This is a genomic window from Aquimarina sp. AD1 (assembly GCF_003443695.1).
Taxonomy (GTDB): Bacteria; Bacteroidota; Bacteroidia; order Flavobacteriales; family Flavobacteriaceae; genus Aquimarina; species Aquimarina latercula.
Window position 1 is genome coordinate 649,553 of the sequence record NZ_CP031966.1, and the last position, 20,670, is coordinate 670,222.

A 20,670-nucleotide genomic window follows, 5' to 3' on the forward strand; every position below is an offset into this window, starting at 1 on the left:
GGAACATCTTTTTGATGTCTACTTAGAAATTTTTTATATGATAAAAAGGATAATTGGACTTTTTTTAATTCTTACAATCGGGGGAATCGTTTTAGTAAGTTTTAAACCAAAAAATAGCACAGATCTAAGCTCGTATAGTACCGCTGGATTAGATCTTTATTATATCGCTCCTAATTTTAATGAAATAGAGGATGGTCTTGATTACAATGAAATTAACGATGATCTAATAAGTAATTTCGTTTATCCAGAGTTAGGTAAGTCATATGTAGGTTTTAAAGAAGCTGTAGCTTTTAAAGAGTCTAGAGGAGACTACGGTGTTGTAAATCAATTTGGATACATGGGAAAGTATCAATTTGGTATAGGGACTCTTCAGTTGATCGGTATAAAAAATAAAAATATTTTTCTTTCTACTCCAGAATTACAGGAAAGAGCATTTTATGCAAACCTTTCTAGGAATAAATGGATTTTACGCAGAGATCTTAAATGGTTTGCTGGTAAAAGAATGAATGGTATTATGATTACGGAGTCTGGTGTACTTGCTGCAGCACACCTTGCAGGACCAGGTGCAGTAAAAAAATATCTTCGCAGCGGTGGAGTAGATGGTTTTGCTGATGCTTTTGGTACAACAATCCGATATTACATGAAGCGTTTTTCTGGGTTTGATACATCGTTCGTTGTTCCTAATAGAAAGGCAAAAGCTTAATTTTTACTAGAAATCTCTTTGGATAATAAATATTGTAGGTTTTTTGTGTAATTCAATTTGCTCATTCTTCCATTCTTCTACAGTTTTAGTTTTTATATACTCTGTAGTTAACGTGATATCACTTGCGATACATAATCTAGTATTTTGATTAAGAATGGCTAATAAGTCGGCTAACATTTTATCATTTCTGTAAGGAGTTTCTATAAAAATTTGAGCTTGATTTTTTTCAAGAGAATTTTTTTCAAGAAACTTAATAGTAGATTTTCTTTCGTTTTTATCAATTGGCAGATAACCGTTAAAGCTGAAATTTTGTCCATTCATACCACTACTCATCATAGCCAGAAATATAGATGATGGTCCAACTAGAGGTGTTACTTGAATTCCTTTTTCGTGTGCTAACCTTACTACTTCTGCTCCTGGGTCAGCAATACCGGGACATCCAGCATCTGATAATAATCCAATAGATTCTCCATTGAGGCAGGGAGCTAAGTAATTTGGTATTTCAGAAGCATCAGTGTATTTGTTTACTGAATGAATAATTAAGGATCGTTGTGATTTGCTAGGGCTTACTTTTTTTATAAAGCGTCTTGCGGGTTTTTCGTTTTCAACGATGTAATGATTTACTTGTTCTAGTACTTTTTTTATAGAGATAGGTAGTACTTCTAATGGTACGTCGTCTCCTAATCTAGTTGGGATTAAATATAATTTTCCTTTAGGATCTAGGGGTTTTGATTCCATAATGTTTATTTAGTAGCTAATTTTTGATTAATTGAATTTTGTGTGCTATTCTTAGGGTTTGTGATCCAGATGATGAATTTGGATATGCTTTGGAAATAATGTGGGTATTGGTGAAAAGTTAATTTTGTTTTCAAAGAATAGTATATTTAAATTAGGTTAACTGTTTCTAAATATACAAAAACTTTGTTTTCTAGGCTAGGTCTCTTTTTATAGCTTTGTAACAATATGGTCACATGCTTTATCTAGCATTTGATAAACATTTTCAAAACCCTGATCTCCTCCATAATACGGATCTGGAACATCTAGATTTTGATACGGTTGTAATTCGTTTAAAATTAACTTTACTTTTTTACGATCTTCTTCATTACGAGAAAGTTTTATTATGTTTTGGTAGTTAGAATTATCCATTGGATAGATGAAATCGTAATGATCAAAGTCACTGACTTTAAACTGAGCAGCTCTTTGATTTGTAATATCTATCCCATGTTTTCTGGCAGTTTCAATAGATCTTCTGTCTGGTTGTTCTCCAATATGGTAATTGCTTGTGCCACTTGAATCTACTTGAAATTTTTCAGAATCTAGTTTAGATGCTAGAATGCCTTCTGCCAAGGGAGACCTGCATATGTTTCCTAGGCATACCATTAAGATCTTAACTTTCATGTAAATCAGGATTTTAGAGGGTAAGCTTTTTGCCTAAATCTTCTACGTATTTTCTAAATTGCTTATCTGTAGAGGAAAGGTTGTCAACAGTTTTGCAAGCATGAAGTACAGTAGCGTGATCTCTTTTTCCTATTTGTGTTCCAATACTTGCTAATGAAGCCTTTGTTAGCTTCTTAGCAAAGAACATGGCTAACTGTCTTGCTTGTACTATATGACGTTTACGTGTTTTGGATTGTAATGTTTCTACATCCATTTGAAAATAGTCACTAACTACTTTTTGTATGTAGTCTATGGATACTTCTCGTTTTGTGTTTTTAACATAATTGTCTACAATAGCTTTTGCAAGATCTATTGTGATATCCTTTTTGTTGAAGGAGGAGTGAGCAATTAATGATATAATAGCGCCTTCTAATTCGCGGATATTGGTTTTTATGTTGTTTGCTAAAAACTCCACAATATCTTCAGGCATCTCTACACCGTCACGATAAAGTTTGTTTTTTATAATTGAGATTCTTGTTTCAAAATCTGGTTGATGCAGCTCTGCAGATAATCCCCATTTAAAACGTGAAAGTAATCGTTGTTCAATATCCTGCATGTCTACAGGAGCTTTGTCACTAGTAAGAATTACTTGTTTACCGTTTTGATGTAGGTGATTAAATATATGAAAGAATACATCTTGTGTTCCAGCTTTTCCCGATAATAGTTGAATGTCATCTACTATTAATACATCGATGATTTGATAAAAATGAATAAAATCATTTCTATTATTCTTTTTTACAGACTCGATGTACTGCTGAGTGAATTTTTCAGCAGAAATATATAAGACTGTTTTTTCGGGATAATTATCTTTAATGTTAACTCCAATGGCATGAGCTAGGTGGGTTTTACCTAATCCTACTCCTCCAAAAATTAATAAAGGGTTAAAAGAAGTACCTCCAGGTTTGTTAGCAACAGCCATTCCTGCTGATCTTGCTAGTCTGTTAGAGTCTCCTTCTAAGAAATTTTCAAAATTATAACTTGGATTTAACTGAGATTCAATTTTTACATTTCTAATTCCAGGAATTACAAATGGGTTTTTTAATTCAGGATTTTTGCTTTTGATTGGCACATCAACTTCCTGAGAGCTCACTGCTTTTCTATTAGCACTAGGAATCTTTTCAGTAAATGGTTTTTTGTTACCATACGTATTTTCCATTTTAATAATGTATACCAACTTTGCAGTTTCTCCTAGTTCTCTAGTTAAAGATACTTTAAGAAGGTTTACGTAGTGTTCTTCTAGCCACTCATAAAAAAACTTACTGGGTACTTGAATACTCAAAGCGCTATCCGTAAGCTTTACAGCTTTAATAGGTTCAAACCAGGTTTTAAAAGCTTGCGGGGTAATGTTATCCTCTATAAAAGACAGACAATTATCCCAAACTGATTGCGCAGTTATATTCATTAGAGTGGTTAGATTACTTTTATTAGGTTATTAACGGAAAATTGTTGAAAAAGTTCCTTCTTTTTTTGCAAGACAAATATGTGAACAAAAAATGTAAAAAAAAAACGATTTTGGGGTTGAATTTTAATTATTTTTTTCGCATACTTAGATAATTGCAATTTTATATTAATCATACTTTTTTAATAAAATAAATGTCAATCAGTTCAGAAACATCATTTAAAGTTAGGTATTCCGAAACCGATCAAATGGGAGTAGTCCATCACGGTAACTACGCACAATATTTAGAGTTAGCCCGTATTGATTGGCTATCAAGACTGGGTGTTTCCTATAAATCAATGGAAGAAAGCGGTATTATGCTTCCTGTTTTTACATTAGATTTTAAATTTAAGAAATCTGCATTCTTTGACGACGAATTAACTGTTAAAACTTTTTTAAAGAAAATTCCTACAGTTCGTATCATTTTTGACTACAAAATTTACAATCAAGATGAAGAATTGTTAACAATTGCTTCTTCAACATTGGTATTTGTAGATGCCGAAACCAGAAAACCAATTTTATGCCCACCTTACTTACTAAACATAATAGAAAAAGAGTTTAATCGTCTACTCGTTTAATTTCTACTTCGTACAACGTAGAGAAAAGATCATTTATTTCATTAGCTATTGTTTTTCTTACAGAAATAAATATTTTACAGTCTAATTCTAATTTTTGATTGGTAATTTTAAGTTGACGCTCCTTTATAATTCGCATCACTTTGTTCATGTTTTTATATTCGAAAGTGATACAGAATTTAATATCGATTGTTTTTTCTAAAATATTAGAAGATTGAAGAGATAATTGTGCTGCTGTTCTATAAGCGTTAATTAACCCTCCAACACCAAGCTTAACACCACCAAAATATCTAACAACTACTATTAAGATATTTGTGACTTGAAAGGATTGAATTTGTCCATAAATAGGTTGGCCTGCTGAGTTAGAAGGTTCTCCATCATCATTACTTCTGTATTTTATGTTTTCGGTGCCAAGTTGCCAAGCATAACACCAATGTCTAGCAGCATGATGTTGTTTTTTTAATGATTCTATGATTGATTTTACTTCTTCTTCCGAAATTATAGGAAATGAGTATCCAAAGAATTTACTGTTCTTGTCCTTAAATAAAACCTCTTCTCCTGGCTCAGTTATTGTCTTGTAAGTGTCTGTAGTGTTCAATTCTTTTGATATTAAATAGAAAAAGTAACTAATAAAATACTTATAACTGCTAGTATAATCCCTATCCAGTTTCTTTGAATTAATTTTTCTTTAAAAAAGAAAATTCCAGCAAATGTAGACACTAATAAAATGGCAACATTGTTAATTATAAAGATAGTAGAACTATCCATATTAGGATTACGTAATGCTTGAATCAAAAAATATATTGAAAAATAGTTTGGGATACCTAGGCAAATTCCTGCGATAATATTTTTAATGGATACTTTTAATTTAGAAGTAATTGCTTTATAAATTAATACAAATACTCCTATTATTGCTGCAAAACCAAAAATAGATGATGAAAAAATTGCTGTATCTATTTCAGAAACGTAATTCTTTTCCATAAACTTTAGACTTGTATCTATGATACCACTTCCTATAAAAACTAGAAAAGGGTAAATTAGATTTTCTTTTTTTATAGAAATCCCATCGTTAGTTTTTATCGAGGTCATATAAACAGCAACTAAAGCTAATATGATTCCTACTATTTTTAATATTCCAGTATTTTCTTTATATATAAGTATCCCGAATACAACAGGAATAGCAACACTCATTTTAGTTGCTACAGCTGCTACTGATATACCACTCTTCTGAGTGGTAATTGCCATTAAGTTGAAGATTAATATAAAGATAAGCCCTAAGGCAATCGTTCCATAAAACCAATCAAATTTTATGATAGTTGTTATGGTGATCGGTTTAGGGTATGCGACTAATCCAGATAATGAAGCAACAATATAATTAATGATAATTGCCTGTAATGTGTCTACGTTGTATTTAGAGAATAATTTAAAAGTTATTAAAATCCAACTAGAGGCGAGTATACTTAGTAATAGATATATCAAAACAAATTAGATTTTATGGTAAATAGATTTGTAATATCTTCCTTTTTGGGGTCATTATTCCATATATTAATTCCTAGCTCCTGAGCTGCAGTTGTATTAGCAAAAGTGTCATCAATAAAAAGAGTTTCTGATGGAGTTAATTGATGGTTGTCTAATACGAATTGAAAAATATCTAAATTAGGTTTTCTTAAATTGATTTCATGTGAAAGATAGAATGTTTGAAAGCAAGATTTAAAATCATAATAAAATGGGATATTCTCCTTTATCCAATTTATGTGTAATTCGTTTGTATTGCTTAATAAAATTAACTGATATGTTTTGTTTTTAGATAATTTTTGAAGGAACTCTAAGCGGTGTTTTGGAAAATCTTTTAGAATAGCATTCCAAGCATTTATTATTTTTCTTTCAGAAGCATCGGGAAGTAATTTTTGATAATGGTTAATAAATTCTTTAGTTGTAATTTCTCCAGTTTCATAGGATTCATTTAAGTGTTCTAGATCTTTTGTGAAGAGAGGTAATCCAAGTTTTGTAAGTTCCCTTATTGTAGCTGACTTATCTAGATTTATAAAGACATCACCAAAATCAAAAATAATAGTTTTAATCATTATAATATATTCTTAAGGTGTCGTCAATTATTTTTTTCTCTGAGGTTCGTTTAGATTCAAGTGCAGGAGCTTTTACTCCTTTTAGAAAACTATTCATTCCTGTAAATACCCTTGCTTCATCCCATAAGTTTTCATTGATAAATGATTGAATGGTGTAATTACCTCCCTCGATAATTACAGATTGAATCTCGTTAGAATGAAGGATGTTACAAATTTGTTGAGGAACATTGTTCTTAGAATCAATCATCTCATATGTTAAAACAGTATCCTCATTTTCTTGTTTGTAATCACTAGTTGTAATTACAATTGTTTTTACGGTTTTATCTAAAATAGAAGAACCTTTTGGGATTTTGTTATAAAGGTCAATTATTATTCTTACAGGGTTGGTGCCGGACCAATCTCTAATAGTAAGTCTTGGGTTATCTTCTATTACTGTTTTGTTTCCAACAAGGATAGCTTGTTCTTCTGCTCTCCATTTATGAACTAATTGTCTTGAGTAAGAATTTGTGATCCACACGGGAGCTCTTTTTGTTGTTTTTTCTGGAGCAATAAATCCATCTATAGTTTGTGCCCATTTGAGAATAATATAGGGGCGTTTTTTATTGTGGAATGTAAAAAAACGCTTGTGATGTTTTCTACATTCAACTTCTAAAACACCTAGAGTCACATTGCATCCAGCATTTTTAAGTTTTTCGATACCTCTTCCAGAAACTTTACTATGTGTGTCTATTGTTCCTATAACTACGTTTGGTATTTGATGCCTTATAATAAGATCGCTACAAGGAGGAGTTTTTCCAAAATGAGAACATGGTTCCAGAGTTACATATAGAGTGGCTTTTTTTAATAAAGCTGTGTCTTTTACCGATTGTATTGCATTTACTTCAGCGTGACTACCTCCATATGGACTAGTGTAGCCTTCTCCTATAATCATATTGTCAAGAACAATAACGCAACCAACCATCGGGTTTGGTCTGGCATTACCTAATGCATTTTTTCCAATTTGAATGCAACGTCTTATGTATTTTTCGTGTAGTGTATTCACTCTAACTATTTTAAACTTACTTCTTGTTCTTTATTGATCTTATACGGATAAGAAAAATTTCCGAAATGATATTTAATGTTTCCTTCATAACGAATAAGAAGAGAATCTGTCTGTACCATTTTAATTACACTATTAAGAAGGCTATTTTTGTTTTCTTCATAAATCTTAGAAAGTGAAAATGTTCCTTCTAATGGAATCGTAAATTCTTTTTTAGATGGGACATCAAATTCTTTAGAAGAAATAGAACCTACATCTATGTTATCAACAAAAACTCTGATGTCATCAATAGAAAGTTTACCATTTAAGTTATTAGGGTTATTAAAAACTGCATCTGCTTGTATTGTTATATTACGCATACTGACATTTTTAACATCAATATTTGTAATATATTTAAACTCGGGTTTTTTAGATATAGAACAGCTAGAAATTATGAGAAATATTGTTGATAATAATAAAAGCTTCTTCATTGATTACTGTATGGATTTAACGTATATTTCATCTATATAAAAAGATGAAAGTCATTAATTTTTAGATTAACAAAAGTAGTATTTAAATATTATAATGAGTACGATAAAAATTCGTTCAGTTGCACCAGAAGATAACCAAGCTTTAGCTCAAGTAATTAGAGATGTTTTGATTGAGATGGGAGTTCCTAAGGTCGGGACAGCTTATGAGGACGAAGCATTAGATGTAATGTATGAAACTTATGATGCTCCTCGAAAAAAATATTTTGTTGTAGAAGATGATGGTAAGATTATTGGCGGTGCGGGAATTGCCCAATTAGAAAAAGGAAGTTCAGAAATATGTGAGCTTCAAAAAATGTATTTTCTGCCAGAAGCAAGAGGAAAAGGTTTAGGTTCGCAAATGATGAGTAAATGTCTCGATTTTGCAAAAGAACAAGGGTTTGTTAAATGTTATTTGGAGACTATGCCTTATATGAAAGAAGCTAGAAAGTTGTACGGAAGAGTAGGATTTAAAGCTTTAGATGCACCGATGGGGGATACAGGACATTATAGTTGTCAAGCTTGGATGATTAAAGATTTGTAGGTTTGAAAATTAAAGATCTTAGAAAAGATTTTATAGATTCTTTGGCAGGGCTTTATAATAGAGAAGAAGTAGAATCTTTTTTTTATATGCTTTCCGAAAAGTATTTAGATATGAGGCGTGTTGATATCGCTTTGGCTTTAGGTAATGAGGTTAATGATGATAAAATATCTTGTTTTGCTACTGCAAAAGAAAGATTGTTTAATCAGGATCCTATTCAGTATATCATTGGGGATACAGAATTTTATGGATTGTTATTTAAAGTTAATAAAAATGTATTGATTCCTAGGCCAGAAACTGAAGAGTTGGTAGATTGGATTATAAAGAATCAAGAAGGTGAAAAAAGAAATCGAAAACTAAAAATTATAGATATAGGTACCGGTAGTGGTTGTATTGCGATTTCTCTTGCTAAAAACATACCAAATTCAGAAGTATATGCCATAGATGTTTCAGAAAAAGCATTGGAGATTGCAAGGTTAAATGCTGCTGATAATGATGTGGAGGTAAATTTTATTAAAGCAAATGCTCTTGAATTGGATAGTTTAGATGGTGATTATGATGTTATAGTCTCTAATCCTCCATATGTTAGAGAACTTGAAAAAAAAGAAATACAGCCTAATGTGCTGGATAATGAGCCTCATTTAGCACTTTTTGTTTCAGATGAAAACCCATTAATTTTTTATAAAAAAATTACCGAATTAGCTAAGAGTTCATTGGCTTTGGGTGGTTTGTTGTATTTTGAAATTAATCAATATCTTGGAAAAGAAACTAAAGTAATGATCCAAGAACAGGGATATCAAGCTGTTAATCTTCGTAAAGATTTATACGGAAATGATCGAATGATACAAGCAGGTTTAATTAAAAAAAATATTAAAAATCTATGAATGATTTAACTTCTATTTGTGTTTTTTGTGGAAGTAGTGAAGGGAATGATGTTGACGTTGTGGAGCAAGCTTTGCAATTAGGGCAACAGCTAGCTCAAGAAAATATAGTATTGGTATATGGTGCTGCAAAGATTGGTATTATGGGTAAAGTAGCCGAAGGTGCACTTGCTCATAATGGTAAAGTAATTGGTGTTATTCCTGATTTTCTTAAGCTAAAGGAAGTAGTCCATTTAGGATTAACAGAATTGATAACTACTGATAATATGCATGAACGTAAAATGAAAATGCATAAGCTTAGTGATGGTTTTATCACATTACCTGGAGGTTTTGGAACATTAGAAGAATTATTTGAGATTATTACTTGGTCTCAATTGGGTTTACATCAAAAACCGATTGGTCTTTTGAATACCAATGGTTTTTATGATCACCTGTTGTTAATGTTAGAAAATATGGTTCATAATGGTTTCTTAAAAAAGAGTAATTATGATTTATTGATAGTAGAAGATGATATTGATCGTCTTTTGCAAAAAATGAAAGCGTTTAAACCTATTCAGGTACCTAAATGGTTAAAACCTGAAGGGACATAAAAAATAAAGTAAAATACGGATAGCAGCGTAATGAGTATAGAGCAGCAAATCAATAAAATAAGAGAAGAGTTAAGGCAACATAATTATAATTATTATGTGCTTGATGCAGCAACGATAAGTGATTATGAATTTGATATGAAGCTGAAAGAGCTTCAGGAGATGGAAGAAAAACATCCTGAGTTTTATGATCCAAATTCACCAACATTAAGGGTTGGTGGAGAAGTTACTAAGAATTTTAATACAGTTGTTCATGAACAACGGATGTATTCGTTAGATAATTCTTATTCTAAGGAAGATTTGTTGGATTGGGAAACTAGAATTAAGAAGTTGGTGGATGGAGATGTAAGTTATACGTGTGAGCTAAAGTATGATGGTGCTTCGATTAGTTTGACTTATGAAAATGGAGAATTAATTCGGGCAGTGACTAGAGGTGATGGGATCCAAGGAGATGATGTTACCACAAATGTAAAAACGATTAAATCGGTTCCTTTAAAACTTAAAGGTGATTATCCGGTTAAATTTGATATACGGGGAGAAATCGTATTACCTTATGAGGGTTTTGCAAAGATGAATCAAGAACGTGTCGCTGCGGGAGAAGAGCCTTATGCGAACCCAAGAAATACAGCTTCAGGAAGTTTAAAATTACAAGATAGTAGTGAGACCGCTAAACGTCCTTTAGATTGTTTATTGTATAATCTTGCTGGAGATCGATTAGGTATTTCTTCACAATATGAAAGTCTTGAAAAAGCTAGGCAATGGGGGTTTAAGGTGCCTCAAGAATCTCGTTTAGTTAATTCTATAGATGAGGTTTTAGAGTTTGTTAATCTTTGGGATCAGAAAAGAAGAGATTTACCTTATGAGACTGATGGCGTTGTAATTAAAGTAAATAATCTACAACAACAAGAAGAGTTAGGATTTACGTCTAAAGCTCCGAGATGGGCTATGGCGTATAAGTTTAAAGCAGAACAGGCGGTTACTAAACTTAATGAGATTACATATCAAGTAGGTAGAACAGGAGCAATTACACCTGTGGCTAACTTAGAACCTGTTCAATTAGCAGGAACAACTGTAAGAAGAGCTTCATTGCATAATGCAGATCAAATTCAGAAATTAGATATCAGAGAAAATGATACTGTTTTTGTAGAAAAGGGAGGTGAGATTATACCAAAGATTGTAAGTGTTGATTTTACTAAAAGAGACCATAATTCTATTCCTACTCAGTATATATCATCTTGTCCAGAATGTGGTACGGATTTGATAAGGAAAGAAGGAGAAGCACAGCATTATTGTCCTAATATTTATGGTTGTCCTCCACAGATTGTTGGAAGAATACAGCATTATATTTCTCGTAAGGCTCTTGATATAGAAGGTTTAGGAGGTGAGACAGTTGCTCTTTTGGTAAAAGAAGGTCTGATTACTAATTATGCGGATTTATATGAATTAACAAAAGAACAAGTCATTCCTTTGGAGAGAATGGCTGAGAAAAGTGCGGATAATTTAATAGAAGGAATTTTAAAATCTAAAGAAATTCCATTTGAGAGAGTCTTGTTTGGTTTGGGGATTAGATATGTTGGAGAAACCGTAGCAAAAAAGTTGGCTAAACATTATAAAACTATAGATGCAATTATAGCTGCTACTGAGGAAGAATTGGTTAATGTAGATGAAATTGGTATTAAAATTGCCCAAAGTGTGCGAGAATTTTTTAATTCAGAATCTAATAAAACGCTTGTAGAAAAGCTTTTAAGTCACGGAGTCCAATTGCAAATTTCTGCAGATAAATTGGCTAATCAAACAGAGACTTTAAAAGGTCAAACTTTTGTAGTATCTGGAGTTTTTGAAAAAGTATCTCGGAATGAACTCAAAAAATTAATAGAAGATAACGGAGGAAAAGTTTCTAGCTCAATTTCTTCAAAGACAACATATGTCGTTGCTGGAGCGAATATGGGGCCAAGTAAACTAGAAAAAGCAAACAAACTCGGAATTGTGATTATAAGTGAAGATGATTTTCTCAACTTAATTGAATAATGAAAATAAGAACCCTCATAAAAATATTACTGTTAATTACCGGTAGTTTATGTGTTTTGAGTACAATACTACAAAATCAAACCATAGAGTTGTATTCAAAACCAATGACAGTGCCTTTGTTTTTTATGTTGTATTGGTTTAATGTAAAAAAGGTTGATGCTCTGTTTGTACTGGTATTATTTCTTTGTTTTATGGGGGATATATTTTTACTAACGGGAATAGAGAATGGGTTTAGGTATGTTTTATTGAGCTATACTTTAAGTTATTTCATTCTTTTTTATTTCTTGTTTAAAAATCATAAGCAAATAGATTATAATAAAACAGACTTGGTCTATCTAGGAGTTTTTTTAGTAGTCTGGACGGTTATTGTCTATCAAATTTATGCTGTCACTAATCAGTCGATGGGGGATATAAGGCCTTTTGGAATTGTGTATATTATCATTCTATATTTTTTATTAATTGGAGCAGTATTTCAATATGTTAATATTAGATCTCCTAAGTCTCTTTGGTTTACAATTGCTATTTTAAATTTTATTATAAGTGATGCTTGCTTCGCATTAGATAAGTTTTATGTTCCTTCTTTAGAGCTTAAGATAATTAATGCTATCTATCAGTTACTGGCGGTTTTCTTTTTGGTAAAGTTTAAGATTTCTAGTTCGGATTCGCTAAAAATTAAAACATAGCTCTTTGTTTGCTTTTAATCATTTAATTGAAATTTAGTATATTAACAAAAGGAAAAATTGTTTAATATAGTGTATGATGGGGATTTCTCCCTTTTTTTATACCGCCTAAATCGAATGAATGAGGGAAAACTACTAAAATTTATAATTTCTTTTTTGGTTGTGCTACAGGTTTTAGGATTCTTATTTCAGAATTCTTTGTTGTGTAGTGCCAGTACATCTTTATTGTTTATATCAATAGCATTTAAGTATATACTAGAAAGTAAGAAAATAAAACCGGTGCATATTCTTGTGCTATTTTTATTTTTCATTTCGGAGTTAATGCACTTAATAACTGAAATAGGAACAATAAAACACAGGATGCTTGTCCGTATAATTGGATACATTATGTTGTTTTATTTTCTTTACTATAATCATAAATCTTTTAAGTATAATCGCAGAGATGTTTTTACGCTAGTTCTAGGAAGTCTATTATATACAGTAATTTTTTTTATTACATATTCGGTAGTTAGAGAGCCAATGGGGAATTTAAGTTTAATCGGTTTTCTACATTTATTATTGTTGTATGTTTTGCTTATCGTAGGGGCAATGCATTATATAAATATAAGATCAGAAAAGTCTTTATGGTTCTTTTTGGCAATTTTAAACTTTTCATTTAGTGATTTTGTTTTATTGATTGATGAGTTTTATCTTCAATCTAGCGAGCTAAAAGTTATTCGCTTAATATGTCAGCCTTTAGCTCTTGTTTTTTTAGTGAATTATATGATTACAAAATATGAATATTTGAAATCTGAAGAGTTTGAAGGCTTTTAGAAAGTATAAAGAAGTATAGTTGGATAAAATAAAATTAGCATATAGATTATTGTATATTTCAGGAGTTATGTTATTACTGACTTCTATTTTTCATGAGCCTTGGTTAGTCTATACCAAAACTCTTGTCGTTATTTCATTGTCTTTTTTTTATTTAGTTGCTGCAAAAAAAATAAGATATCTAGTTTTAATAGCGCTAATGATAGTTTTAATATCAGAGGTATTGTCTGTTATAGATTTCAAAAAATATTTTAGAGTAATTAATGTTCTGATGTCATTTTATTATTGTTTTAATATGATGTTATTATGGAAGAGTTTAAAGAAAGTGAAAATACAACTGAAAAGAATTTTTACCATTCAATTAGGGATTACTATGAGTTTAATTACTTATGTAGTTTACTCAGTAGCAGATATGATTTCTCTAAATGTTGGGGATGATCAATTTTATCTCAATATCCTTATAATTTTGTTTATATTATTTATTGGTTTTTGTTATTATATCTACTTAAACAGTAAAACTGTAGTGAGTTCATCTTTAATGATAGCGGCATCTTGCTTTCTTATTGTAAATATTTTGACGATATTAAATAAAATGTATGTATACCTCGATGTGTTTGTAGTTATTACAAATGTTTTACAATTATTTGGGCACTATTTTTTGGTTAAGTTTTTTGTGGAGCAAGAGGACTTGAAACCAGATGATGTAGAATTTTTTTAATTTAATTGTTGATATTTAGTATTTTGAAATGATATTAATATTCACTAAAAATAACATTTGCAAATATTGAGACCCATTAGCCCGTCATATGTATTGTTTTATTTTTCTTATGTTGTGGTTATTTTGGTTGCTTTTTTTTGTGAAAGAATACATTTGATATATGTCAAGCCATTAGTTCCAGTTTCTCTTATAGTTATTTATATTATTAAGACTAAGGTTGTAAATGTTTTTTATATCCTTAGTATGATTGCTATTGCTATTAATGATACATTAGTTTATGCTGATTTTGATAAGTATTTTAATGTAGTTGGGATGTTGATCATTTCTTTTTATTTGATAAATATATTTTTATTAAGAAGTTATATCTCTCTAGCTGATATTAAATTAAAGAAGTTAGCTTCTTTTCCTATTATTATAAGTTTTATTTTAATATCATATTTGATTTTTTCGGTGTCTCAATTAGTGCTTCCTGTTCTTATGGATTCTATTGTTACTTTCTTCGCAATTCTTTTTGCAGTTCTTCTTTTTGTAGGGGTCTGTTTCTTTATTTATATTACAGATAGGTATCAAGGAAATTTTAAACTTTTTATATCAGCGAGTTGCTGTTTGTTTGTGAATGCTTTGTTATTAATTAATCATTTTTATTATTATGCTAGGGAGTTTACAATATTAGCAAATATTGCAGAGATTGCAGGGTTGTATTTTTTCTTGCAATTTTTGATAGAAGCAAGACTGCTAGATAGAGAGGATAACTATTTAAAGGATGTCTAAACCTTTAGATGAATCGAGGAATAAAACAGATTTATCACTAATGTTAATTATATAACTAAAAGTTAAATTATTTAGTTTTTTTCAATTTTCTTATGCTCTTCTACATGAATTTAAGATGTAAAATAGCTACATTTGTCACTTAATCTTTTTTATAAATGATTTTAAAGGGTCTTAAACGTAATGCACTAAAAAAAAGCATTGAATCTCATATCAAGTCTAGAAAATCTAGAGCAAAAGAGGTTTCTAGTATTAAAAGTTTAGCAGTTTTAATTGATGCCTCTCAATCTGTTAATGTATTGTCATTAGTTAAGTTAGCTAATGAATTAGGCGTTAAATCTGATAGGTTAAAAGTAATGGGATATAAAGAAGATCAGAAAGAAATTTCTGATGATAAAGATGCAGCCTATTATAATGATAAAAGTTTTGGTGTTGGTGGAGCTGTTAAAAGTAATTCTTTAAAAGATTTTATAAATGAGGAATATGATGTTTTGATCAACTTTTATTCAGAAAGTAAACAAGAATTAGATTATGTAGCGGCAGCTTCTAAGGCCAAGTTTAAAGTTGGTTTTGCAGAAATTGATAACCGCATAAATGATTTAGTTATTGGTTCTGCAGATCAGAACATAAATCTCTTTATTTCCGAATTAAAAAAATATTTAAAAATTTTACAGATTATATAATATGAGTGCTTTTCTGAAAGGAACTGGTGTTGCATTAGCTACACCTTTTAAGAATGATGGTTCAATTGATTTTGATGGAGTTGAATCTTTAGTAGAATTTTGTGTTAATGGTGGAGTAGAGTATCTGGTAGTATTGGGTACGACTGCAGAATCAGTTACGCTTTCTAAGGACGAAAAAAAGGCTTTAGTAGATCATATTGTTACTGTAAATAAAAAGAGATTACCTTTAGTAATTGGTATAGGAGGAAATAATACTGCGTCAATTATCCAAGAAATAAAAGACACGGAATTGTCAGCTTTTGATGCGATATTATCTGTGGTTCCTATGTATAATAGACCTACTCAAGAAGGTATATATCAACATTTTAAAATTATTAATGATCAATCACCATTGCCAGTTTTATTATATAATGTTCCATCCCGAACAGGAACCAATATGGCTGCCGAAACGACTTTGAAATTAGCGCAATTAGATAAAATTGTTGGAATTAAAGAAGCAACGGGTGATTTTACACAAGTGTTAAAGATTTTAAAGGATCGTCCAAAGGATTTTCTTGTTATTTCTGGGGATGATGCTTTAGCATTACCAGCAGTTACTGCAGGTGGAGATGGAGTTATTAGCGTAATTGGTCAAGGGTTTCCAGAAGAGTTTTCAGAAATGATCCGTTTGGGACTTTCTGGAGATACACAACAAGCTTTTGAAATCTTATATAAATTATTACCAGTGTTAGATTATGCTTTTGAAGAAGGCAATCCTGCTGGAATCAAGAATATTTTAAAGAACAAAGGGGTTTGTGATGATCATTTGCGTCTGCCTTTAATTCCAGTCTCTAAAAATTTAGCAGATAGAATAGATGATTATATAAAGAATAATTAATAAGCTTTTATGGCCAAGAAAATAAAAGATCCTGGTATTGGTCTTTCGTCTAATAAAAGAGCGAAACGATTTATTAATAAAGATGGTTCTTTTAATATAAAACATCTCAATAGACGTACATCCATTTCTAGGAGTTATAATTACTTGATAAGTATATCTTGGTTTAAATTCTTTTGTTGGGTGTTTTTAGGCTATGTGTTTATAAATTCAGTATTCGCTATTATATATGTATTAGTTGGAATCTCTGCGATAACAGTTCCAACCGGAAGTATTATAGGAGATTTTATGAAAGCCTTCTTTTTTTCTGCTCAGACTGTAACTACTGTAGGGTACGGAGCAATGGCTCCAAAAGGAGTAGTTTTTGGTGTTATTTCTTCGATTGAGGCTTTGATAGGGTTGTTAAGTTTTTCTTTTATTACTGGGTTGTTGTATGGAAGATTTTCTAAGCCTAAATCAAGTATTAGGTTTAGCGATATTATGGTTTTAAGAGAACATAATAATGTCAATAGTATTATGTTTAGATTAATGAGCAGGAGTACAAATGTTATGATTCGTCCAAAAGTTGAGGTTACATTGGCGTTATCTCAAAAAACCGAAAATGATAAATATGTAAATAACTTTTACAATTTAAAATTAGAAAGAAATGAAATTACATATTTACCAACAACTTGGACAGTAGTTCATCCAATTAATGAATCGAGTCCTTTATCAGAATTTAAAAAAGAAGAATTACCTCAATTACACGGAGAAATTTTAATATTAGTTACGTATTATGATGAGTCTTTTGCTCAAGAAGTACATCAAGTGCATTCTTATATGTTACACAATTTAAATATTGACAAAGCTTTTATCCCAGCTTTTCATTACGATGAAGAGGGCTTTACTGTTTTAGATCATGATAAAATAGGAGAAACAAAAACCTTGTAATGAATAGATTAAGTAACGTTCTTTTTTTCTTTTTTCTTTTGCAACAACCCCGTCTTTTTTTAGTTCTTTAATAGATGAATTAAAGTTTTTGTAATACGGCAGAAATATCTATTTTTGCCAGATGTTTTTTAAGATATGAAGAAATTTTTGTTTTTGCTGATTTTAGTGATAGCTTTTGGTTCCTGTAGTGAGTATCAAAAAGTACTCAAAGCAGAAGAAGTTGGACCTAAATATAAATTAGCAGAAGAGTTATATAAAGAAGGGAAGTATAAAAAAGCATTACGACTTTTTGAACAGATTGTACCTCAGTTTAGAGGAAAACCACAAGCAGAAAGAGTGATGTATTATTATTCTGATACGTATTATAATTTGGAAGACTACTATCTTGCAGGTTATCAGTTTGAAAGATTTGCTAAGTCGTATCCTAATAGTGATAAAAGAGAAGAGGCTTCTTATAAAGGAGCAAAAAGCTATTATTACCTTTCTCCAAGATATAGTTTGGATCAGACGGAAACAGATGAAGCTTTAGAAAAATTACAAACATATATTAATGCTTTTCCAGATAGTGAAAATCTTGAGGAAGCTAATAGCTTAGTTGCAGAATTAAGAAATAAAAAGGAGAAAAAAGCTTTTGAAATAGCAAAACGCTATCATCATAGAGAGAATTATAAAGTAGCTATTAATGCCTTTGATAACTATTTAATAGATTATCCTGGTTCTACTTTTAGAGAAAAAGCATTATATTACAAGCTAGAATCTCAATATTTACTTGCAATTGGGAGTTATGATGTACTTGTAAAAGAACGACTTGAAGTTGCTAATGGTTTTTATAATAATTATAAAAAGTATTATAAAGAAGGAGAGTTTACTGCGGATGCAGAAGAAATATCAGAAGATATCAAGACACGATTAGAACAATATAAATAGAAAATTTAGGAGAAGATGGATTTGAAAAAAAGTAATGCGCCTGTTAATACTACTACAATTGATAAGAATTTAGTAGATCAGCCTACAGGTAATATTTATGAGGCAATTTCTGTAATATCTAAAAGAGCCAATCAAATTAATACTGATATAAAAAAAGAGCTTTTAGAAAAGTTAGATGAGTTTGCTACTTACAATGACAGTTTAGAAGAAATCTTTGAAAACAAAGAACAGATAGAAGTTTCTAAATTTTATGAAAGATTACCTAAGCCACATTCTCTTGCAGCGCAAGAATGGTTAGATGGTAAAATATACTTCAGAAATACAAAGACAGATTCTGAATCGTTATAAGTATGTCATCAATATTAGGCGGTAAAAAAATTCTTATAGGTGTTACCGCTGGTATTGCTGCATATAAAACAGCTTCATTGGTGCGTCTTTTTATTAAATCAGGCGCACAAGTAAAGGTTGTAATGACTCCTGCAGCAAAAGATTTCGTAACGCCACTTACACTTTCTACATTATCTAAGAATCCAGTGCATTCATCCTTTTATGATGAAGAAGATGAGAACGCAGAATGGAATAACCATGTAGAGTTGGGGTTATGGGCGGATATCATGCTTATAGCACCAGCCACAGCTAATACTTTATCTAAGATGTCAACTGGTAGTAGTAACAATCTACTTTTGGCGACTTATCTATCTGCAAAATGCCCTGTGTATTTTGCTCCGGCAATGGATTTAGATATGTACAATCATCCATCAACACACGAAACCTTCAAAAAGCTTCAGTCTTTCGGTAATATCATGATTCCAGCAGAATCAGGAGAGCTAGCAAGTGGATTAGTAGGACAAGGTAGAATGGCGGAGCCTGCTACTATAATTCGTTTTATAGAAGAGGATATTTTAGGAAAATTACCTTTAAAAGGGCAAAAAGTTTTAATTACAGCAGGCCCAACATATGAGGCTATCGATCCAGTTCGTTTTATAGGAAATCATTCTAGTGGACGTATGGGGATAGAGTTAGCAAAAACAGCGGCTTATCTAGGAGCAGAGGTGTCATTAATATTGGGGCCTTCTTCACTTAAGGTTTCTCATGACTTTATAAATGTAATACCTGTTGTAAGTGCAGCTTCTATGTATGAAGCGGTAACTAAAGAATTTGAAAATTGCAATATAGCTATAGCTTCTGCGGCGGTTGCAGATTACAGACCAAAGAATGTTTCTGATCAAAAAATAAAAAAATCCGATACTAGCTTTTCCATTGAATTAGAGCGCACTACTGATATCCTTAAATGGATGGGTTCTGTGAAAAAAGATCAATTTTTAGTTGGTTTTGCATTAGAAACAGAGAATGAAGAACAAAATGCAAAAGGCAAACTAGAGAAGAAGAACTTGGATCTAATTGTACTTAATTCTCTTAATGATAAAGGTGCTGGTTTTAAAGGGCAAACAAATAAAGTAACACTTATTAATCATAAATTAGAAATTAAAGCGTTTGAATTAAAGACCAAGACTGAGGTTGCACAGGATATTTTTAATGAAATTAATGAACAACGTAATGCGTAAAATTTTTCCATTTGTTATACTGTTATTTGGTATTATAGTTAATGCTCAAGAGTTTAATGCCACAGTGGTGGTAAATGCAGAACAAACAGGAAATCCAAATTTACAAGTTTATAAGACATTAGAAAGATCGGTTACAGAGTTTATTAATAATACAAAATGGACTGAGTTAGATTATCGAACTGAAGAACGAATAGATTGCAGTTTCTTTATTACCATTAATGGAAATAGCAATGATAGTTTTAATGCTACGGTGCAAGTTCAAGCTTCTAGACCTATATATGGTTCTAATTATAAGACTACTATATTGAATATTAATGATAAACAGTTTAATTTTCAGTACTTAGAGTTCCAGCCTTTAAATTATAATCCTAACAATTTTGAATCAAACCTTATTTCTGTAGTTGCTTTTTACTTGTATACCATATTGGGAGTTGATGCGGATTCTTTCGAATTAAATTCTGGAACTGCATATTATCAAGAAGCTAAAAATATAGTAGGGAACGCTCAAGGAGGTAATACAGTTGGTTGGAACGGTCAAGATGGTCCCCAAACTAGATTTAGATTAAATGATGATTTATTATCTGGTACTTTTGACGGATATAGAACTGCGTTATATTCTTATCACAGAGAAGGACTGGATATTATGAGTAATGATCTTAAAAAAGGTAAAGAGTCTATTTTAGAATCAATGAAAACTCTCGAAGGACTACATAGAACCAGACCTAATTCATATATAATGAGAGTGTTTTTTGATGCAAAAGCGGATGAGGTTTCAAAAATCCTTTCTGGAGGACCTTCAATGAATATTGCAGAGACTATGTCGATACTAAGTAGAATAGCACCTACCTATGCTACTAACTGGGCAGAGATAAAATTATAAGTTTTTCTTCTTGAAA

The 20,670-nt window shown here is 30.9% G+C and carries 25 protein-coding genes; 17 read left to right on the forward strand and 8 right to left on the reverse strand.

The window, feature by feature from the left end:
• Positions 1-37: 37 nt before the first annotated feature.
• Positions 38-703 (forward strand): peptidoglycan-binding protein LysM, encoded by a 666-nt coding sequence (locus tag D1815_RS03030; protein ID WP_118385870.1) that lies wholly within the window; start codon positions 38-40, stop codon positions 701-703.
• 6 nt (positions 704-709) lie between these two features.
• Here D1815_RS03030 and D1815_RS03035 read toward each other — a convergent pair whose 3' ends face one another.
• The 3 genes from D1815_RS03035 to dnaA form a co-directional block, all read right to left on the reverse strand.
• The gene (locus tag D1815_RS03035; protein ID WP_118385871.1) at positions 710-1,441 is read right to left on the reverse strand and encodes an SAM-dependent methyltransferase; all 732 of its coding nucleotides are present in this window, start codon (positions 1,439-1,441) and stop codon (positions 710-712) included.
• 207 nt (positions 1,442-1,648) lie between these two features.
• Complete coding sequence (locus D1815_RS03040) at positions 1,649-2,101, reverse strand: low molecular weight protein-tyrosine-phosphatase (RefSeq protein WP_118385872.1); 453 nt, start codon at positions 2,099-2,101, stop codon at positions 1,649-1,651.
• Positions 2,102-2,114: 13 nt separating this feature from the next.
• Positions 2,115-3,542 carry a chromosomal replication initiator protein DnaA gene (dnaA, locus tag D1815_RS03045; protein ID WP_027393572.1) on the reverse strand — a complete coding sequence of 476 codons (1,428 nt, stop codon included), beginning with the start codon at positions 3,540-3,542 and terminating at the stop codon, positions 2,115-2,117.
• Between the two features lie 191 nt (positions 3,543-3,733).
• On the opposite strand from dnaA, the gene D1815_RS03050 reads away from it, so the two are divergent.
• Positions 3,734-4,156 (forward strand): thioesterase family protein, encoded by a 423-nt coding sequence (locus D1815_RS03050; protein ID WP_027393573.1) that lies wholly within the window; start codon positions 3,734-3,736, stop codon positions 4,154-4,156.
• On the opposite strand, the gene D1815_RS03055 is transcribed toward D1815_RS03050, so the two are convergent.
• Genes D1815_RS03055 through D1815_RS03075 form a run of 5 tightly spaced genes read right to left on the reverse strand, consistent with a single transcriptional unit; the run spans position 4,137 to position 7,635 of the window.
• Complete coding sequence (locus tag D1815_RS03055; protein WP_118385873.1) at positions 4,137-4,751, reverse strand: YigZ family protein; 615 nt, start codon at positions 4,749-4,751, stop codon at positions 4,137-4,139. The two genes, D1815_RS03050 and D1815_RS03055, sit on opposite strands and share 20 nt — an antisense overlap.
• A gap of 11 nt (positions 4,752-4,762) precedes the next feature.
• Complete coding sequence (locus D1815_RS03060) at positions 4,763-5,632, reverse strand: GRP family sugar transporter (protein ID WP_118385874.1); 870 nt, start codon at positions 5,630-5,632, stop codon at positions 4,763-4,765.
• Positions 5,629-6,237, reverse strand: coding sequence for an HAD family phosphatase (locus D1815_RS03065; RefSeq protein ID WP_118385875.1), 609 nt, complete (start codon positions 6,235-6,237; stop codon positions 5,629-5,631). The genes D1815_RS03060 and D1815_RS03065 overlap by 4 nt, the downstream gene beginning before the upstream one ends.
• On the reverse strand, positions 6,230-7,279 hold the full coding sequence (gene ribD / locus D1815_RS03070; RefSeq protein ID WP_240337542.1) for a bifunctional diaminohydroxyphosphoribosylaminopyrimidine deaminase/5-amino-6-(5-phosphoribosylamino)uracil reductase RibD: 1,050 nt from the start codon (positions 7,277-7,279) through the stop codon (positions 6,230-6,232). Before ribD ends, D1815_RS03065 begins: the two co-directional genes overlap by 8 nt.
• Before the next feature lie 5 nt (positions 7,280-7,284).
• Positions 7,285-7,635: a hypothetical protein gene (locus D1815_RS03075; protein ID WP_051336160.1), complete on the reverse strand. Its 351-nt coding sequence runs from the start codon at positions 7,633-7,635 to the stop codon at positions 7,285-7,287.
• A 205-nt stretch (positions 7,636-7,840) separates the two neighbouring features.
• On the opposite strand from D1815_RS03075, the gene D1815_RS03080 reads away from it, so the two are divergent.
• The 15 genes from D1815_RS03080 (at position 7,841) to D1815_RS03150 (ending at position 20,654) form a co-directional block, all read left to right on the forward strand.
• Positions 7,841-8,326, forward strand: coding sequence for a GNAT family N-acetyltransferase (locus tag D1815_RS03080; protein WP_027393579.1), 486 nt, complete (start codon positions 7,841-7,843; stop codon positions 8,324-8,326).
• Positions 8,327-8,328: 2 nt separating this feature from the next.
• Positions 8,329-9,207 carry a peptide chain release factor N(5)-glutamine methyltransferase gene (gene prmC / locus D1815_RS03085; RefSeq protein WP_027393580.1) on the forward strand — a complete coding sequence of 293 codons (879 nt, stop codon included), beginning with the start codon at positions 8,329-8,331 and terminating at the stop codon, positions 9,205-9,207.
• Complete coding sequence (locus D1815_RS03090) at positions 9,204-9,794, forward strand: TIGR00730 family Rossman fold protein (protein WP_027393581.1); 591 nt, start codon at positions 9,204-9,206, stop codon at positions 9,792-9,794. Before prmC ends, D1815_RS03090 begins: the two co-directional genes overlap by 4 nt.
• A 30-nt stretch (positions 9,795-9,824) precedes the next feature.
• A complete protein-coding gene (gene ligA, locus D1815_RS03095; protein WP_118385876.1) occupies positions 9,825-11,819 on the forward strand; it encodes an NAD-dependent DNA ligase LigA in 1,995 nt (664 codons plus the stop codon).
• Positions 11,819-12,502: a lysoplasmalogenase family protein gene (locus D1815_RS03100; protein ID WP_108805329.1), complete on the forward strand. Its 684-nt coding sequence runs from the start codon at positions 11,819-11,821 to the stop codon at positions 12,500-12,502. Before ligA ends, D1815_RS03100 begins: the two co-directional genes overlap by 1 nt.
• A 114-nt stretch (positions 12,503-12,616) precedes the next feature.
• Positions 12,617-13,312, forward strand: a complete 696-nt coding sequence (locus D1815_RS03105) for a hypothetical protein (protein WP_118385877.1) — start codon at positions 12,617-12,619, stop codon at positions 13,310-13,312.
• 19 nt (positions 13,313-13,331) lie between these two features.
• Positions 13,332-14,027: a hypothetical protein gene (locus tag D1815_RS03110; protein WP_027393585.1), complete on the forward strand. Its 696-nt coding sequence runs from the start codon at positions 13,332-13,334 to the stop codon at positions 14,025-14,027.
• A 153-nt stretch (positions 14,028-14,180) separates the two neighbouring features.
• On the forward strand, positions 14,181-14,798 hold the full coding sequence (locus D1815_RS03115; RefSeq protein WP_162897335.1) for a hypothetical protein: 618 nt from the start codon (positions 14,181-14,183) through the stop codon (positions 14,796-14,798).
• Between the two features lie 155 nt (positions 14,799-14,953).
• Positions 14,954-15,478: a hypothetical protein gene (locus tag D1815_RS03120; RefSeq protein WP_233557616.1), complete on the forward strand. Its 525-nt coding sequence runs from the start codon at positions 14,954-14,956 to the stop codon at positions 15,476-15,478.
• Between the two features lies 1 nt (position 15,479).
• Positions 15,480-16,355, forward strand: coding sequence for a 4-hydroxy-tetrahydrodipicolinate synthase (gene dapA, locus D1815_RS03125; protein ID WP_027393588.1), 876 nt, complete (start codon positions 15,480-15,482; stop codon positions 16,353-16,355).
• A gap of 9 nt (positions 16,356-16,364) precedes the next feature.
• Positions 16,365-17,282 (forward strand): ion channel, encoded by a 918-nt coding sequence (locus D1815_RS03130; protein WP_027393589.1) that lies wholly within the window; start codon positions 16,365-16,367, stop codon positions 17,280-17,282.
• Positions 17,283-17,417: 135 nt separating this feature from the next.
• Positions 17,418-18,209: an outer membrane protein assembly factor BamD gene (locus D1815_RS03135; protein ID WP_118385879.1), complete on the forward strand. Its 792-nt coding sequence runs from the start codon at positions 17,418-17,420 to the stop codon at positions 18,207-18,209.
• 15 nt (positions 18,210-18,224) lie between these two features.
• A complete protein-coding gene (locus tag D1815_RS03140; protein WP_027393591.1) occupies positions 18,225-18,557 on the forward strand; it encodes a DNA-directed RNA polymerase subunit omega in 333 nt (110 codons plus the stop codon).
• Positions 18,558-18,559: 2 nt separating this feature from the next.
• A complete protein-coding gene (gene coaBC / locus D1815_RS03145; RefSeq protein ID WP_118385880.1) occupies positions 18,560-19,774 on the forward strand; it encodes a bifunctional phosphopantothenoylcysteine decarboxylase/phosphopantothenate--cysteine ligase CoaBC in 1,215 nt (404 codons plus the stop codon).
• Positions 19,767-20,654 carry a DUF4835 family protein gene (locus D1815_RS03150; RefSeq protein ID WP_027393593.1) on the forward strand — a complete coding sequence of 296 codons (888 nt, stop codon included), beginning with the start codon at positions 19,767-19,769 and terminating at the stop codon, positions 20,652-20,654. Before coaBC ends, D1815_RS03150 begins: the two co-directional genes overlap by 8 nt.
• Positions 20,655-20,670 lie beyond the last annotated feature (16 nt).

Coding starts and splice junctions, on each gene's coding strand:
- D1815_RS03030 (WP_118385870.1), top strand. CDS start 38: ATGATAAAAAGGATAATTGGACTTTTTTTAATTCTTACAATCGGGGGA.
- D1815_RS03035 (WP_118385871.1), bottom strand. CDS start 1,441: ATGGAATCAAAACCCCTAGATCCTAAAGGAAAATTATATTTAATCCCA.
- D1815_RS03040 (WP_118385872.1), bottom strand. CDS start 2,101: ATGAAAGTTAAGATCTTAATGGTATGCCTAGGAAACATATGCAGGTCT.
- dnaA (WP_027393572.1), bottom strand. CDS start 3,542: ATGAATATAACTGCGCAATCAGTTTGGGATAATTGTCTGTCTTTTATA.
- D1815_RS03050 (WP_027393573.1), top strand. CDS start 3,734: ATGTCAATCAGTTCAGAAACATCATTTAAAGTTAGGTATTCCGAAACC.
- D1815_RS03065 (WP_118385875.1), bottom strand. CDS start 6,237: ATGATTAAAACTATTATTTTTGATTTTGGTGATGTCTTTATAAATCTA.
- D1815_RS03075 (WP_051336160.1), bottom strand. CDS start 7,635: ATGCGTAATATAACAATACAAGCAGATGCAGTTTTTAATAACCCTAAT.
- D1815_RS03080 (WP_027393579.1), top strand. CDS start 7,841: ATGAGTACGATAAAAATTCGTTCAGTTGCACCAGAAGATAACCAAGCT.
- D1815_RS03090 (WP_027393581.1), top strand. CDS start 9,204: ATGAATGATTTAACTTCTATTTGTGTTTTTTGTGGAAGTAGTGAAGGG.
- ligA (WP_118385876.1), top strand. CDS start 9,825: ATGAGTATAGAGCAGCAAATCAATAAAATAAGAGAAGAGTTAAGGCAA.
- D1815_RS03100 (WP_108805329.1), top strand. CDS start 11,819: ATGAAAATAAGAACCCTCATAAAAATATTACTGTTAATTACCGGTAGT.
- D1815_RS03105 (WP_118385877.1), top strand. CDS start 12,617: ATGAATGAGGGAAAACTACTAAAATTTATAATTTCTTTTTTGGTTGTG.
- D1815_RS03120 (WP_233557616.1), top strand. CDS start 14,954: ATGATTTTAAAGGGTCTTAAACGTAATGCACTAAAAAAAAGCATTGAA.
- dapA (WP_027393588.1), top strand. CDS start 15,480: ATGAGTGCTTTTCTGAAAGGAACTGGTGTTGCATTAGCTACACCTTTT.
- D1815_RS03130 (WP_027393589.1), top strand. CDS start 16,365: ATGGCCAAGAAAATAAAAGATCCTGGTATTGGTCTTTCGTCTAATAAA.
- D1815_RS03135 (WP_118385879.1), top strand. CDS start 17,418: ATGAAGAAATTTTTGTTTTTGCTGATTTTAGTGATAGCTTTTGGTTCC.
- D1815_RS03140 (WP_027393591.1), top strand. CDS start 18,225: ATGGATTTGAAAAAAAGTAATGCGCCTGTTAATACTACTACAATTGAT.
- coaBC (WP_118385880.1), top strand. CDS start 18,560: ATGTCATCAATATTAGGCGGTAAAAAAATTCTTATAGGTGTTACCGCT.
- D1815_RS03150 (WP_027393593.1), top strand. CDS start 19,767: ATGCGTAAAATTTTTCCATTTGTTATACTGTTATTTGGTATTATAGTT.